Below are 12989 nucleotides of genomic sequence, written 5' to 3'. Positions count from 1 at the left end.
TCCAACTATGGGAGCTGGCTTGCCTGCGATGACGGCCTGCCAGCCGACGGCTATCTACCTGACACCCCACGATCCCAATGTGGGAGCGGGCTTGCTCGCGAAGGCGGCCTGACAGTCTACGCAGTTGGATCGTGTACATATCCATTGCAGCGGTAACGGCCACTTAGGGTTCCGCCCTGACGGCGGCTCACTTTCGAAAAGCGCGAAAGTAAGCAAAGCGCTCTTGCCCCACCACTCGGCACCTCGCTTGGGCTCGGTGTGCCCGAACGCAGGCTTGAATCCGTGGGCCGCCGCCACGCGCCATCCATGGCGCGGGGCGGCTAACCCGGCGTCCTGCCGGGTTACCCACGAATTCAAGCCTGCGTTCGGCCAGCGTGGTTTAACGGGGCGCCTGAGATCAAGATCACAAGCAGATCAAGATCAAGAGCGGCTCGCTTCGCATCGTGGGTAGGGCATAAAAAAGGCGACTGGGCCATGGGGCCGCAGTCGCCTTTATGCTTGTGGAGAAAGTGCTTACTGCACTTCTACCGCCAGGCTGTCACTGATCTTTTTCTGCCAGATGGCAGGACCGGTGATGTGGACGGACTCACCTTTGCTGTCCACGGCAACGGTGACCGGCATGTCTTTCACGTCGAACTCGTAGATGGCTTCCATGCCCAGTTCGGCGAAGGCAACCACGCGCGACTTCTTGATGGCCTGGGCCACCAGGTAAGCGGCGCCGCCCACGGCCATCAGGTACACAGCCTTGTGGTCCTTGATCGCTTCGATGGCGGTCGGGCCGCGCTCGGATTTGCCTATCATGCCCAGCAGGCCGGTTTGCTCGAGGATCTGGCGGGTGAACTTGTCCATCCGCGTCGCGGTGGTCGGGCCCGCTGGGCCAACCACTTCTTCGCGCACCGGATCAACCGGGCCGACGTAGTAGATAAAGCGGCCCTTGAGGTCCACCGGCAAGGTTTCGCCCTTGTTCAGCATCTCGACCATGCGCTTGTGCGCCGCGTCGCGACCGGTGAGCATCTTGCCGTTGAGCAGTACGGTTTCGCCCGGCTTCCAGCTCTGCACTTCTTCCGGGGTCAGGGTGTCGAGGTTGACGCGACGGGCCGATGGGCCGGCTTCCCAGACGATTTCCGGGTAGGCGTCCAACGGTGGCGCTTCCAGCGACGCCGGGCCCGAACCGTCGAGCACGAAGTGCGCGTGACGGGTGGCGGCGCAGTTGGGGATCATGCACACGGGCAGGGAGGCGGCGTGGGTCGGGTAGTCCATGATCTTCACGTCGAGCACGGTGGTCAGGCCACCCAGGCCCTGGGCGCCGATGCCCAGTTGGTTGACCTTCTCGAACAGCTCCAGGCGCATTTCTTCGATACGGTTTTGCGGGCCGCGCTTTTTCAGCTCGTGGATGTCGATGGACTCCATCAACACTTCCTTGGCCATTACCGCGGCTTTCTCGGCGGTGCCGCCGATGCCGATGCCGAGCATGCCCGGTGGGCACCAGCCGGCGCCCATGGTCGGAACGGTCTTGAGCACCCAGTCGACGATCGAGTCGGACGGGTTGAGCATGGCCATTTTCGACTTGTTCTCGGAACCGCCACCCTTGGCCGCCACGTCCACTTCCACGGTGTTGCCCGGGACGATGGAGTAGTGGATGACCGCTGGGGTGTTGTCCTTGGTGTTCTTGCGGGCGCCGGCCGGGTCGGCGAGGATCGAGGCGCGCAGGACGTTTTCCGGCAGGTTGTAGGCGCGACGCACGCCTTCGTTGATCATGTCGTCCAGGCCCATGGTGGCGCCGTCCCAACGCACGTCCATACCCACGCGCACGAACACGGTGACGATACCGGTGTCCTGGCAGATCGGGCGATGGCCGGTGGCACACATGCGCGAGTTGATCAGGATCTGGGCGATGGAGTCACGGGCCGCCGGCGATTCTTCGCGCAGGTAGGCTTCGTGCATGGCCTGGATGAAGTCAACGGGGTGGTAGTAGGAAATGAATTGCAGGGCGTCGGCAACGCTCTGAATCAGGTCGTCTTGCTTGATCACGGTCATGAGTCGCGCTCCTCTATAAGGGAACATTCAATAAAGATGGCGTCAGTGTTGCATCGGTCGGCTGAAGCCATCTTTCCAAGGCACGCCAGAATGGTGCAGGCGCGACGCTAAAAAGGCGCGGCAGTATAACCCGGCACGGTGGCCGATACACCCGACTATGGTCACGAATGCCCGGCCCGGTTATCTGTAGGAGCGAGCTTGCTCGCGAAAAACGTGAATCTGGTGGGTTTCATCAGGTGGTCCGCGTTATCGTTGGCGCTCTTCGCGAGCAAGCTCGCTCCTACCTAATAGAGGTAACGGCGTTATGCCTGAACTGTACGTCGGCGAACGCCACTGGTCGGTCACCTCCGGCAGCAACCTGCTGGATGCCTTGAATCAGGCCGGCGTGGCCGTGCCCTTCAGTTGCCGGGCCGGCAGTTGCCATGCGTGCCTGGTGCGTTGCGAGGGTGAGGTTGACGACCAACAGCCCGACGCCCTGAGCCCGACGCAGCGCCAGCAAGGTTGGCGCCTGGCGTGCCAGTGCCGGGTGAGTGCAAACCTGAAGGTCGAAGCGTTTGACCCCCAGCGCGATGGCCTGCCCGCCCAGGTGGTGGGCGCCGATTGGCTGAGTTCGACGGTACTGCGTCTGCGCCTGCAACCGGAACGTGCCCTGCGGTACAGCGCCGGGCAGCATCTGGTGCTGTGGGCGGGGCAGGTGGCACGTCCGTATTCCCTGGCGAGCTTGCCCCAGGAAGACCCGTATCTGGAGTTTCATATCGACTGCCGCCAACCTGGTGCATTCAGCAATGCCGCGCGACAGTTCAAGGTCGGTGAGCCTCTACGCCTGGGCGAGCTGCGGGGTGGAGCGCTGCACTATGATCCCGACTGGCAATCGCGGCCATTGTGGCTGCTGGCTTCCGGTACAGGCCTGGGCCCCTTGTGGGGCGTGTTGCGCGAGGCGCTGCGCCAGAATCATCAAGGCGAGATTCGCGTGATTCACCTGGCCCATGAGGCCGAGGCTCATTATCTGGCTGAGCCCCTGGCAGCGCTTGCCGCGCAGCATGGGAACCTGACCGTGGAGCTATGGACCGCGGCGCAGTTGCAGCCGGCATTGGCGCAACTGCGGCTGGTTTCCCGGCAAACCCTGGCCTTGCTTTGCGGGCACCCGGCCAGCGTCGAGGCCTTTTCCAAACGCTTGTTCCTGGCGGGACTGCCGCGTAATCAACTGCTGGCGGATGTGTTCCTGCCCCGTGGGTAGCTGGCGTTGAGCACAGGCGTAGCCGCGATGAACTGGTCAGTTAAGGCTTTTGTAGGAGCGAGCTTGCTCGCGAGAAACTTATAGGCGCCGCGTTTATTCAGGAAATACGCGTTATCGTTGACGTTTTTCGCAAGCAAGCTTGCTCCTACAATAGAGCCTAGGGCTTGCCGCCGATCGTCAACACCTCAACGGCATTTTAAATGCAAAAAGCCCCGCCATTCACAGGGCGGGGCTTTTGTTTTTCAGCCTGTCACTCAGACCTGCGGGTCGCCTACATGCAGGATCTTCATGCCATTGGTGCCACCAGTGGTGTGGTAGCTGTCGCCCTTGGTCAGGATGACCCAGTCGCCTTTCTCCACGACGCCGCGTTTAACCAGCTCGTCGATCGCCTTCTGGCTGACTTCGTTCGGCGCCAGTGACGCCGGGTCGAACGGGATGGTGTACACGCCACGGAACATGGCCGCTCGGGCCTGGGCTTCGCGGTGTGGGGTGAACGCGTAGATCGGCACCGAGGAACGGATGCGCGACATGATCAACGGCGTGTAGCCACTTTCGGTCAAGGCGATGATCGCTTTCACGCCCGGGAAGTGGTTGGCGGTGTACATGGCAGCCAGGGCGATGCTCTGGTCGCAGCTTTCGAAGACTTTGCCGATGCGATGGCTGGAGGTCTTGCTGGTCGGGTGCTTTTCGGCACCGACGCAGATACGCGCCATGGCCTGTACGGCCTCCAGCGGGTAAGGGCCGGCGGCACTTTCAGCCGAGAGCATCACGGCGTCGGTGTAGTCGAGTACGGCGTTGGCCACGTCGGACACTTCGGCACGGGTCGGCATCGGGTTCTGGATCATCGACTCCATCATCTGGGTCGCCACGATCACCGCTTTGTTGTGACGGCGTGCGTGCAGGATGATCTTCTTCTGGATACCGATCAGCTCGGCGTCACCGATTTCCACGCCCAGGTCGCCACGGGCAACCATCACGGCATCGGAAGCCTTGATCAGGCCGTCGAGGGTTTCATCGTCGGCCACGGCTTCAGCACGTTCGATCTTCGCTACCAGCCAGGCGGTACCGCCGGCTTCGTCGCGCAGCTTACGAGCGTATTCCATGTCGGCGGCGTCGCGCGGGAAGGACACGGCGAGGTAGTCCACTTCCATTTCGGCGGCGAGCTTGATGTCAGCCTTGTCTTTTTCAGTCAGGGCCGGCGCCGTCAGGCCACCACCGCGACGGTTGATGCCTTTGTGGTCGGACAGCGGGCCGCCGATGATCACGGTGCAGTTCAGTTCGGTCGGCGTGGCGGTGTCGACGCGCATCACCACACGGCCGTCGTCCAGGAGCAGCTCGTCACCGACGCCGCAGTCCTTGACCAGGTCCGGGTAGTCGATGCCCACCACGTCCTGGGTGCCTTCGGTCAGCGGGTGGCTGGTGGAGAAGGTGAACTTGTCACCGATCTTCAGCTCGATCCGCTTGTTGGTGAATTTGGCGATACGGATTTTCGGGCCTTGCAGGTCGCCCAACAGTGCAACGAAGCGGCCATGCTTGGCGGCGAGGTCACGCACCAGCTTGGCGCGAGCCTTGTGCTCGTCCGGGGTGCCGTGGGAGAAGTTCAGACGGGCGACGTCCAAACCAGCCAGAATCAGCTGTTCGAGGACTTCCGGCGAGTTACTGGCCGGGCCAAGGGTGGCGACGATTTTGGTACGACGGACGGACATGCACGGACTCCTGAGTTCAAGCGCTGGGGAAGGCTACTATGCTCTTTCGTTGTAGTCATTGTTCGTTTGCACTACTTATCGACGATTGGCTTGTTTTGGCTGCGGTTGAATGGGCAAACGCCTTGAAGATTTTCGACCAGGGGTCGATACACTGCACAAGACAGGAGAACCCCATGCGAATTTTGCTCGTTGCTGCCCTGGCCGTCAGTGTTGTCGGCTGTACCCGCTGGTCGATGGACCACCATTTGAACAATGCTTACCGTGCCTATGGGGTCGGTGATTGCCAGCGTGTCACCCTGGAGTTGTCCCAGGTCGATCGCGAGAGCCGTACCCGCCGCTACGTGCAACCGGAGGTTTCGATGTTGCGCGGGCAGTGCCTGGAGCGCCAGAAACTGTTTGTCGATGCCGCACAGACCTATCAGTTCATCATCGGCCACTACCCGTCGAGCGAGTATGCCTATCGAGCCCGCGCGCGGCTCGATACCTTGCAACAACTGGGGCATTTGCCGGCGGCAGGCCTGGCAAAACCGAGGCCTGCGTCGTTGTAAGGGTATTTGTCGCTTCGTAGCTGGCCTGTCGCCAGTCTTGCGCTATTCTTTGAATGTCTGTTTGTGCAGTTCCCCATTCGAACGGATGCAAGGCCCGGATTCGGCAGCTGTTTGGTGACAAGCGGTACCTGTTGTCACACCGAGATCCAGGGAGAGCGAGCGATTGCTTGTTCCGAATCACTGGCACGGCCAGATTTTTTGGCTATTGGATGGCGACTTCATCATGTTTACCGAACGACGGATCGAGCGGCATCAACTGCCGTATTTTTTGCAGGTGTTCAATCGTATTACTGACAAGCCAATCGGCTTTCTTGGAAATGTGTCTGAAAACGGACTGATGCTGATCAGCTCGTTACCCATGATGACCGAGGTGGATTTCGAGCTGCGCTTGAAAGTGCCGGTGGCGCAAGGCGAGTTCAAGGCGGTTGACCTCACGGCAACCTGCTTGTGGAGCCATGAGGATGTCACCCCGCAGCATTACGACTCGGGGTTCAGCGTGCTCGAGGCGCCCGAAGAATACCGGCACCTGATCAACGCGCTGTTGCAGTACTTCAGCTTTCATCCTTTGCAAGCCCCTGTCTGAATTATGCGTGGGGTCGTGGCTGTTTACTGGCCATGGCCCTGCGCAGTCATCCTCAGAATACCCCGGCCTTTTTCCACTCCAGATAGCGCGTAACCAGCCCGGCACCCAGCGCCGATGGCAAGGTATCCAGCACCGAGAGCCCATGGGCGCTCAAGCGATCATGGCGTTGGTTGCGGGTGTTGAGGTAATCGACCGTGCCGCAGTAAGCCAGCGCTTCGGGCAATGTGTGCACCGGCGCCTGGCGCAGTTGATCCAGGATCTCCTCCCGTAGACTGGCCACCAGTACCCGGTGATGACGGCCGATACGCTGGACGGCGGCCATCAAGGCTTCATCCTCCTCATCCCGCAGGTTGGTAACGATGATCACCAGCGCCCGGCGTTTTTGCCGTGCCAGCAATTGGCTGGCGGCCGCCTGGTAGTCGGCGATTTTTCGCGTGGTTTGCAGGTCATAGACCGTATTGAGCAACAGGTTCAATTGGCCACTGCCCTTGACCGGCTTCAGGTAGCGCGGCTGGTCGCTGGCAAACGTGCACAGCCCTACGGCGTCGCCCTGGCGCAAGGCGACGTAGCTCAGCAGCAGGCAGGCATTGAGGGCGTGGTCGAAATGGGACAGCTCATCATCCTGGCTGCGCATGTGCTGGCCGCAATCAAGCATGAACACGATTTGCTGGTCGCGCTCATCCTGGTATTCCCGGGCAATGGGCGTTCGTTGGCGGGCGGTGGCTTTCCAGTCGATCTGACGCAGGCTGTCGCCTTCACGAAACTCGCGCAGTTGGTGAAACTCCAGGCCTAATCCTCGCCGCTGATGTTGGCGCACGCCCAGTTGGCTCAGCCAGTTATCCACACCCCGCAACTGCGCGCCGTATAAGCGCGCGAAATCCGGGTAAACACGGGTGGCATCGTGGGTCTCGACCCAGCGTCGTGCCGACCACAGCCCCAATGGGCTGGGCAGCAGCAGCTCGCAGCGACTGAAATGGAAATGCCCGCGTCGCAAGGGCCGTACGCGATAGCCCAACTCAGCACGTTCACCGGGGCGTAGTTGAATGGATTGAGGCAGATTATCCACAGCCAGGCCATCGGGCACGTGATCGAACACCTGCACGGTCAGTGGCTGTGGGTAGTCGTGCTCCAGGCAAAGGCGTATTTCTTCCCAGCGCCCCAGCGCCAGGCTGCCGGGCAATGCCCTGTACACGCGGGCCGAGGGGCGGCGGCGCAAGCGTGCGGCATCCAGCATCGCCAGCAGCAACAGGGCCAGCAGCAGGCCCCAGGCTACCGAATGCAAGGTGGCGGGCACTTTGAACTGCAACGCTGCCGAGGCGCCCAACAGGGTGTTCAAACCGAGCAGAACGCCCAGCCAGGACAGCAGCAGACGGGTCGGTTTCATGACGGCGTCACTGCCTTGGTGCTGCAATCTGGTCGAGTAACTGCTGGAGCACCTGGTCGACCTCCAAGCCGTCGATGTCCAGTTCTGGTGCGATGCGCACCCGATGACGCAACACCGCCAGGGCGCAGCCTTTGATGTCGTCAGGGGTGACGAATTCGCCACCGCGCAACAGCGCGCGGGCACGGGCGCCGCGTACCAGCGCAATGGAGGCCCGGGGGCCGGCACCGATGGCCAGCCCCGGCCAGCTGCGTGTTGCCCTGGCCAGGCGCACGGCGTAATCGAGCACCTGTTCATCCAATGGCAGGCCGCTGGCAATTTGCTGCATCAGTACTACGTCCTCGGCTTGCAGCACGGTACGCAACGGCTGTACTTCCAGCATGTCGGCCTTGGACGAGCGCGTCACTTCGCGGACCATATCCAGCTCTTGTAGAGCATCTGGGTAGTCCATTCGCACCTTGAGCATGAACCGGTCCAGCTCGGCCTCGGGCAGTGGGTAGGTGCCTTCCTGCTCGATGGGGTTCTGGGTCGCCAGTACCATGAAGGGTTGGCCGATGGGTAATGCCTCACCCTCAAGGGTCACTTGACGTTCCTGCATGGCTTCAAGAAGCGCTGCCTGGGTTTTGGCCGGTGCACGGTTGATCTCGTCGGCCAGCAGCAGGTGGGTGAATAACGGCCCCTTGCGCAGTTTGAACTGTTCGGTCTGCAAGTCGTACACGGCGTGGCCGGTGACATCGCTGGGCATCAGGTCCGGGGTGAACTGGATACGGGCGAAATCACCGCCAAAGCAGCGGGCCAGGGCGCGTACCAGCAAGGTCTTGCCCAGGCCGGGCACGCCTTCCAGCAGTACGTGGCCGCCTGCGATCAGAGCGGTGAGCACGTCATCAATCACAAGGTCCTGGCCAATCACGGCCTTGCGTAATTCCACGCGCAGCGCCTGGGCCTGCTGGCTGGCATGCTGAAGGTTCTCGGCGGTCAGGGCGGTGGCCAGTGGAGAGTCGCTCATAAGGCATTCCTGAGGGTTTGCAGGCACGCCACCTGACGGCTGAAGTCGGCACTGGAGAGCCGCTTCAGCGCAACGGGCTCAAGCGCCTGGCTGATGATATGAGGGGGTTGACGCGTAAGGTGTTCCAGCACTTGGCGTTGCCCTGGCACATCGAGGTGTTCAAACCCAGGATGGCGTCGCCGGGCTGCGCGCAGAATGTCGTGTTGCAAGGCTTGCAACAACGTGCCCTGGCCGCTGCGGCGCAACAGGAAATCCGCGCTGGCCTTCAAGTGTTCCTGCAGCTGGCGACGGGCCTTGGGCGCCGGCGCCTGGATCGGGCCCTGACGCATGCCTGCGTGCCACAACCCCAGGGCAAGCAGTGCAACCAAGGCGACGAGGGCCTGGGGGAAATTACGGAGCAACAGGGTAAACAGATCGTCCGTGTCGCTGTTGAACAGCAAGGTGACGTCAGTGCCCTGGCTCAGGTACCACAGCAACCAGGCATTATCATGTTTGCCGATATCCGCAGTTTTCCACAGGTCGCTGTCGGTGATCACCGTGACGCGACCTTGCCCCAGTTCAAGTTGCATCAGGTGGCTGGACTTGGCGCTGTTGGCGGAAAACTGCGCCAGGTGCTTGGGGTCGGTGAGGTTGAAGTCGGTGTCAAAACTGAAATACGCCGGTGCCGTTTCGTTGTCGACATACAGCTTGGTCAGGTCCGGCTTGGTTTTTTTACGCGGTGGTGAGGGTTCGTCGAAGGTGTCGCTCAAGGTTTGGCGGACAGTGAGGCGATCAAGCAGCAGGTCACCGCTGGTGCCGGTTTCTTCATCCCATAATGCCTCGGCGACCAGTAGCAGGTGGCCGCCGGCTTTTGCCCAGCCCAGCAGTTGTTCGACCTGGCGCGGGGTCATGTTGCTGCGCTCCCCCAGCAGCAACAGGCTATGGCCTTTGGCGGGCAGTTCGGCGAGTCGTTCAAGGCCATTGGCGTGCGCCACCACCACGCCTTGCTGGCGCAGAAAGTGCTCGGCGGCCAGGTAAGGGTTGGCGTGTGCCTCTGGCGACGGTCCGCGATCTACCACTTCGTCGTAGGGAATTGCCTTGTGCCAGGCATATAGACCGCCCGCACCCAACAGGCACGCCAGTAGCAGCGCTACCCACCATAACGCCCGGTTCATTGGCTCGCTCCGTCACTGAAGAGCGCGCGCCAGTCGCTGCACAATTTCTGTTGGGCTGAAGAGGGCGGCAGACGGTGACCATAGGCCAGGTTTTGCCAGTGGCGTGTCAGTTCGTCGCTGAACGCCAGTAACTGCGGTTGTTGCAAATGATGAACACGCTCCAGTACCTGCCCCTCGGTATCGGCGCTTGTCAGTGGCAGGTCGAACTCATGCAACAGCCGGTTGAGCAACCCGCGATACAGCAGGCCAAGGGCTTCCCGGGGCTGGGTGGGCCATAGCTGTTCGGCGGTGCTGGCGATGTCTTGGGGCAATGTCTCGGTGCCCAGCTCCAGCCCGAACAACTGAGCGGGAACGGGCGAGGGAGCGGCCGTGCGAGTGGGCCCGAGGCGGCTGACGAAGGTGCGCAACCATTCACGGTAACGCCAGCACACCAGGGCCAGGCCGCCAATCACCAGGCTCCAGAGCAGTACTTCCAAGGTTTTGGCGACGTATTTGAAAGTGTCGCTGTTGAAGTTGTCGAGCAGTGCCTGGAGCCAGCCAGGTAATTTTCCGTCGCCCTTGGCCTTGTTTTTAACCGGCGTTTTTTCTTCGCCAAACCGATAGCGTGTGACGGTTTCCGGGTTCTTGAAGGGTGGCTTTTCCAGCAATGCCTGGATGGATTGGCTGGCGGCCTGGGTGCTGAGGGGCTTATGGGCTGTGGCTTCATCTGCCATGGCGGGTGGGCTGACGTGTAGCAGCGCCAAGCCGACGACCAGCAACAACAGCGGTGCGACGTTGCTCAAGCGCTGGCGCAGGCGACGGAATACCAGTTCCAGGTCCCAGGCCTCCAACACCGTGCGGCGGTTGAGGTACAGGCTGAAGCCACAGGCGACGTAAATGGGTTCCCAGAACACCAGGACCAAGGCATAGAAGGCATTGCTCAGGTGCTCCAGCCAAAGCACGTCCGAGCCTGACGCCAGTACCAGCCGTTGCCAGTCCCAGTCCAGTTCAACCTGTTGCGGGATGAAGAGATAGAACAGGGCCATGGCGCCAAACCACAGGCCGATTTCCAGGTGCACGCCGATGGTCGTCAGCCAGCGTGCGGCGCCAGCGTTACGTTGCAGCAACACCCCAAGGCGTCGTTGACGTGCGTCACCGTCAAGGCCTTCCAGTTGGCTGACGGGCAGGGTGAAGCTGCGGCTCATGCTCAGCCGCCGCCACGTCAGGCTGGCGAACAGTTGCCCCTTGAGCAACTGCGGCCAATGGCGAACGGCCTGTTTGAGGTTGGGGGGCTCACCAAACAGGGCCTTGGACAGAATGTACAGCGGCAAGCGGTCGAAGGCCGGCTTGAGCCACCAGAACAGGAACATGGCCAAAGACGGATAATTCCAGAGCAGCACTGTCAACAGGCTGAATACCGGCAGGCTCACCAGCGCCCAACTGCCCATCAGCAGGGCGCGGTGTTCCCTGGCCATGAGCACACCCAGGTCCATGGCTTCCCAGGAAGTGCGCGGGCGAATCACTACGCTGGCGTCAGTCAGGCGCATGGCGACTCCGCCCGGCCAGGGTCAGGTAAGCGGCCACCAGCAGCCAGAGCGCGGCGCCTACCGCGTATTTGATCCAGGGCTCAATGCCAGTGGTTGAAGACCAGTAGGCTTCTATAAAGGCGGCGATCAACAGAAACACCATGACACCGCAAAGCATCCGTACGCTTTTGCGCGCGGCCAGGCGCAGCGCTTCGCTGCGCGCCAAGCGCCCGGGGGCGACCAGTGACCAGCCCAGTTGCAAGCCTGCGGCACCGGCCAGTGTGATGGCGCTCAACTCGAATGCGCCGTGACCAATGACAAACGACCAGAAGGTCTGGCCATAGCCGATGTCGGTAAGGTGCCCGGAGACCGCACCTATGACCAGACCGTTGAAAATCAGGAAGAACACACTGCCCAGGCCGAACAACAGGCCGGCGGCAAAGGTCTGGAAGGCGATGCCGATGTTGTGCATCACGTAATAGCCAAACATCATCCAGTCTTCGCTGGCGGCACGTTCGGCAGCACGGCCCAAGCGGCTGGCGTCGGGGTTGTACATACCCTGCATCTCGGCCACCTGCTGGGGGCTGATGATGCTGTAGACAAGGTCCGGGAACAGGTACACCAGCAGGGCTATCCCCACCAGGCTGCCAAAGAACAGCAGGCCGGCGATCAGCACAAAGCGCCATTGTTCGCGTACCAGACGCGGGAAGTCGGCCAGAAGAAATGCCAGTATGTTTGCCGTCAGGTGGCTGCGATGGCGATACAGTTGTTGATGGCCGCGCAGTGCAAGCTGTTGCAACGGGTCGACCAGGTAACTGCTATAGCCCCGCTGCTGAGCCAGGGCCAGGTGTTGGCACAGGCGTCGATATTGATGCGGGAAGTCGGCGACGTCGGCGGCCTTGGCTTTACCTTGCTCCAGTTGGGTCAACTGCTCGGCGAAGGTTTGCCATTGGTGCTGGTGGCGGCTTTCAAAAAGGCTCTGTTTCATGTCGGCCCCAACAAACCACGGGCTACACCGTTGAGTTGCTCCACGGCGCGCGTCGCAGAAACCTGCAGGGGCTCTGCGAGGATGGCGGCCAGTTCATGCACCCGTTCGGCCGAGAGCTCGGCCTGGCGTTCGGCGAAACCGAGAATGGCCCGCTGTTCGCTCAACGCCAGGGCGAAGGGCAGGAGCAGGGCGGGTGCTTGAGGGATGCTTGGGCGTACCAGCGGCAGTTCGCGGTACACCACCAGCGTACCGGCGGCCAGGTCGCCGAGCCGCTTGAAGTGTGGATGCTGCAGGCAACTGATCGCGGCGAGGAAGTAACCGAAGGGCAGCATGTCGACAAAACGCAGCAGGTTGCGGATCAGCGATGCCGACCAGCCAATGGGCGTGCCGTCATCCTGTACCACGCGCAGGCCCATGACCTGCTTGCCCGGCGAGCAGCCCTGGTTGAGCACTTCGAACAACACCATGTACCACCAGCTCACCAGGAACAGCAGCAGCGAACCCAGCCCGACCCCCACATTGCCGAGCAGCGCCAGCGGCACCAGCAGGATACCCATGATGATCCCGCGCACGCCCAGGTCGAATGCAAACGCCAATGCCCGCGAGGGCAGGCCAGCAGGGCGCAGGGGCAGGTCGATGCCCTCCGGCGTTTCTATCTGATAGTGGGTATCCAAAGGCGTTGATGGCATTGCGATCCTTGGCAGTGCGAGGCGACTTAGAAACACGGATGCTAGCAGTGTCGAGGATGGAAGCAACCACCCGAGGTTTTTCTGGATATTTATACAGTCAGGTATCGCTGGCCCCAAACGCCTTGCAGCGCCTAGACTTTGTCGGTCTTCAGCAC

The 12989-nt window shown here is 61.6% G+C and carries 11 protein-coding genes; 3 read left to right on the top strand and 8 right to left on the bottom strand.

Annotated features, from left to right (window positions below; genetic code table 11):
* Window positions 1-513: 513 nt before the first annotated feature.
* Window positions 514-2037 (bottom strand): fumarate hydratase, encoded by a 1524-nt coding sequence (locus HU731_RS09985; RefSeq protein WP_003193907.1) that lies wholly within the window; start codon window positions 2035-2037, stop codon window positions 514-516.
* Between the two features lie 304 nt (window positions 2038-2341).
* On the opposite strand from HU731_RS09985, the gene HU731_RS09980 reads away from it, so the two are divergent.
* Window positions 2342-3274 (top strand): iron-sulfur-binding ferredoxin reductase, encoded by a 933-nt coding sequence (locus HU731_RS09980; RefSeq protein WP_186609407.1) that lies wholly within the window; start codon window positions 2342-2344, stop codon window positions 3272-3274.
* 254 nt (window positions 3275-3528) lie between these two features.
* Here the strand turns inward: HU731_RS09980 and pyk are convergent, their stop codons facing one another.
* Window positions 3529-4980, bottom strand: a complete 1452-nt coding sequence (gene pyk / locus HU731_RS09975; protein ID WP_003193904.1) for a pyruvate kinase — start codon at window positions 4978-4980, stop codon at window positions 3529-3531.
* A 173-nt stretch (window positions 4981-5153) separates the two neighbouring features.
* On the opposite strand from pyk, the gene HU731_RS09970 reads away from it, so the two are divergent.
* Both HU731_RS09970 and HU731_RS09965 read left to right on the top strand, forming a co-directional pair.
* Window positions 5154-5528 carry a tetratricopeptide repeat protein gene (locus tag HU731_RS09970; protein ID WP_003193903.1) on the top strand — a complete coding sequence of 125 codons (375 nt, stop codon included), beginning with the start codon at window positions 5154-5156 and terminating at the stop codon, window positions 5526-5528.
* Window positions 5529-5751: 223 nt separating this feature from the next.
* Window positions 5752-6111 (top strand): PilZ domain-containing protein, encoded by a 360-nt coding sequence (locus tag HU731_RS09965; protein ID WP_186609409.1) that lies wholly within the window; start codon window positions 5752-5754, stop codon window positions 6109-6111.
* Window positions 6112-6163: 52 nt separating this feature from the next.
* On the opposite strand, the gene HU731_RS09960 is transcribed toward HU731_RS09965, so the two are convergent.
* From HU731_RS09960 to HU731_RS09935, 6 genes are read right to left on the bottom strand one after another with little or no spacing between them, the layout of a single operon-like run.
* Window positions 6164-7495 (bottom strand): DUF58 domain-containing protein, encoded by a 1332-nt coding sequence (locus tag HU731_RS09960; RefSeq protein WP_186609411.1) that lies wholly within the window; start codon window positions 7493-7495, stop codon window positions 6164-6166.
* 7 nt (window positions 7496-7502) lie between these two features.
* A complete protein-coding gene (locus HU731_RS09955) occupies window positions 7503-8498 on the bottom strand; it encodes an AAA family ATPase (protein WP_186609413.1) in 996 nt (331 codons plus the stop codon).
* A complete protein-coding gene (locus tag HU731_RS09950) occupies window positions 8495-9652 on the bottom strand; it encodes a DUF4350 domain-containing protein (RefSeq protein WP_186609415.1) in 1158 nt (385 codons plus the stop codon). Before HU731_RS09950 ends, HU731_RS09955 begins: the two co-directional genes overlap by 4 nt.
* Window positions 9649-11178 carry a DUF4129 domain-containing protein gene (locus HU731_RS09945; protein WP_186609417.1) on the bottom strand — a complete coding sequence of 510 codons (1530 nt, stop codon included), beginning with the start codon at window positions 11176-11178 and terminating at the stop codon, window positions 9649-9651. The genes HU731_RS09950 and HU731_RS09945 overlap by 4 nt, the downstream gene beginning before the upstream one ends.
* Window positions 11165-12145 (bottom strand): stage II sporulation protein M, encoded by a 981-nt coding sequence (locus tag HU731_RS09940; RefSeq protein WP_186609419.1) that lies wholly within the window; start codon window positions 12143-12145, stop codon window positions 11165-11167. Before HU731_RS09940 ends, HU731_RS09945 begins: the two co-directional genes overlap by 14 nt.
* Complete coding sequence (locus tag HU731_RS09935; RefSeq protein WP_186609421.1) at window positions 12142-12834, bottom strand: RDD family protein; 693 nt, start codon at window positions 12832-12834, stop codon at window positions 12142-12144. The genes HU731_RS09940 and HU731_RS09935 overlap by 4 nt, the downstream gene beginning before the upstream one ends.
* Window positions 12835-12989: the final 155 nt, after the last annotated feature.

The sequence above is a fragment of the Pseudomonas salmasensis genome (genome assembly GCF_014268375.2).
In the GTDB taxonomy this organism is placed as follows: Bacteria; Pseudomonadota; Gammaproteobacteria; order Pseudomonadales; family Pseudomonadaceae; genus Aquipseudomonas; species Aquipseudomonas salmasensis.
The sequence above is the reverse complement of the archived record's forward strand: the minus strand, read 5'-3'. Positions and strand labels throughout refer to the sequence as shown.

Bases quoted from the DNA above. Each gene is read 5' to 3' on its own strand.
- HU731_RS09980 (WP_186609407.1), top strand. From the start codon at position 2,342: ATGCCTGAACTGTACGTCGGCGAACGCCACTGGTCGGTCACCTCCGGC.
- pyk (WP_003193904.1), bottom strand. From the start codon at position 4,980: ATGTCCGTCCGTCGTACCAAAATCGTCGCCACCCTTGGCCCGGCCAGT.
- HU731_RS09965 (WP_186609409.1), top strand. From the start codon at position 5,752: ATGTTTACCGAACGACGGATCGAGCGGCATCAACTGCCGTATTTTTTG.
- HU731_RS09935 (WP_186609421.1), bottom strand. From the start codon at position 12,834: ATGCCATCAACGCCTTTGGATACCCACTATCAGATAGAAACGCCGGAG.
- HU731_RS09970 (WP_003193903.1), top strand. From the start codon at position 5,154: ATGCGAATTTTGCTCGTTGCTGCCCTGGCCGTCAGTGTTGTCGGCTGT.
- HU731_RS09985 (WP_003193907.1), bottom strand. From the start codon at position 2,037: ATGACCGTGATCAAGCAAGACGACCTGATTCAGAGCGTTGCCGACGCC.
- HU731_RS09950 (WP_186609415.1), bottom strand. From the start codon at position 9,652: ATGAACCGGGCGTTATGGTGGGTAGCGCTGCTACTGGCGTGCCTGTTG.
- HU731_RS09940 (WP_186609419.1), bottom strand. From the start codon at position 12,145: ATGAAACAGAGCCTTTTTGAAAGCCGCCACCAGCACCAATGGCAAACC.
- HU731_RS09945 (WP_186609417.1), bottom strand. From the start codon at position 11,178: ATGCGCCTGACTGACGCCAGCGTAGTGATTCGCCCGCGCACTTCCTGG.
- HU731_RS09955 (WP_186609413.1), bottom strand. From the start codon at position 8,498: ATGAGCGACTCTCCACTGGCCACCGCCCTGACCGCCGAGAACCTTCAG.
- HU731_RS09960 (WP_186609411.1), bottom strand. From the start codon at position 7,495: ATGAAACCGACCCGTCTGCTGCTGTCCTGGCTGGGCGTTCTGCTCGGT.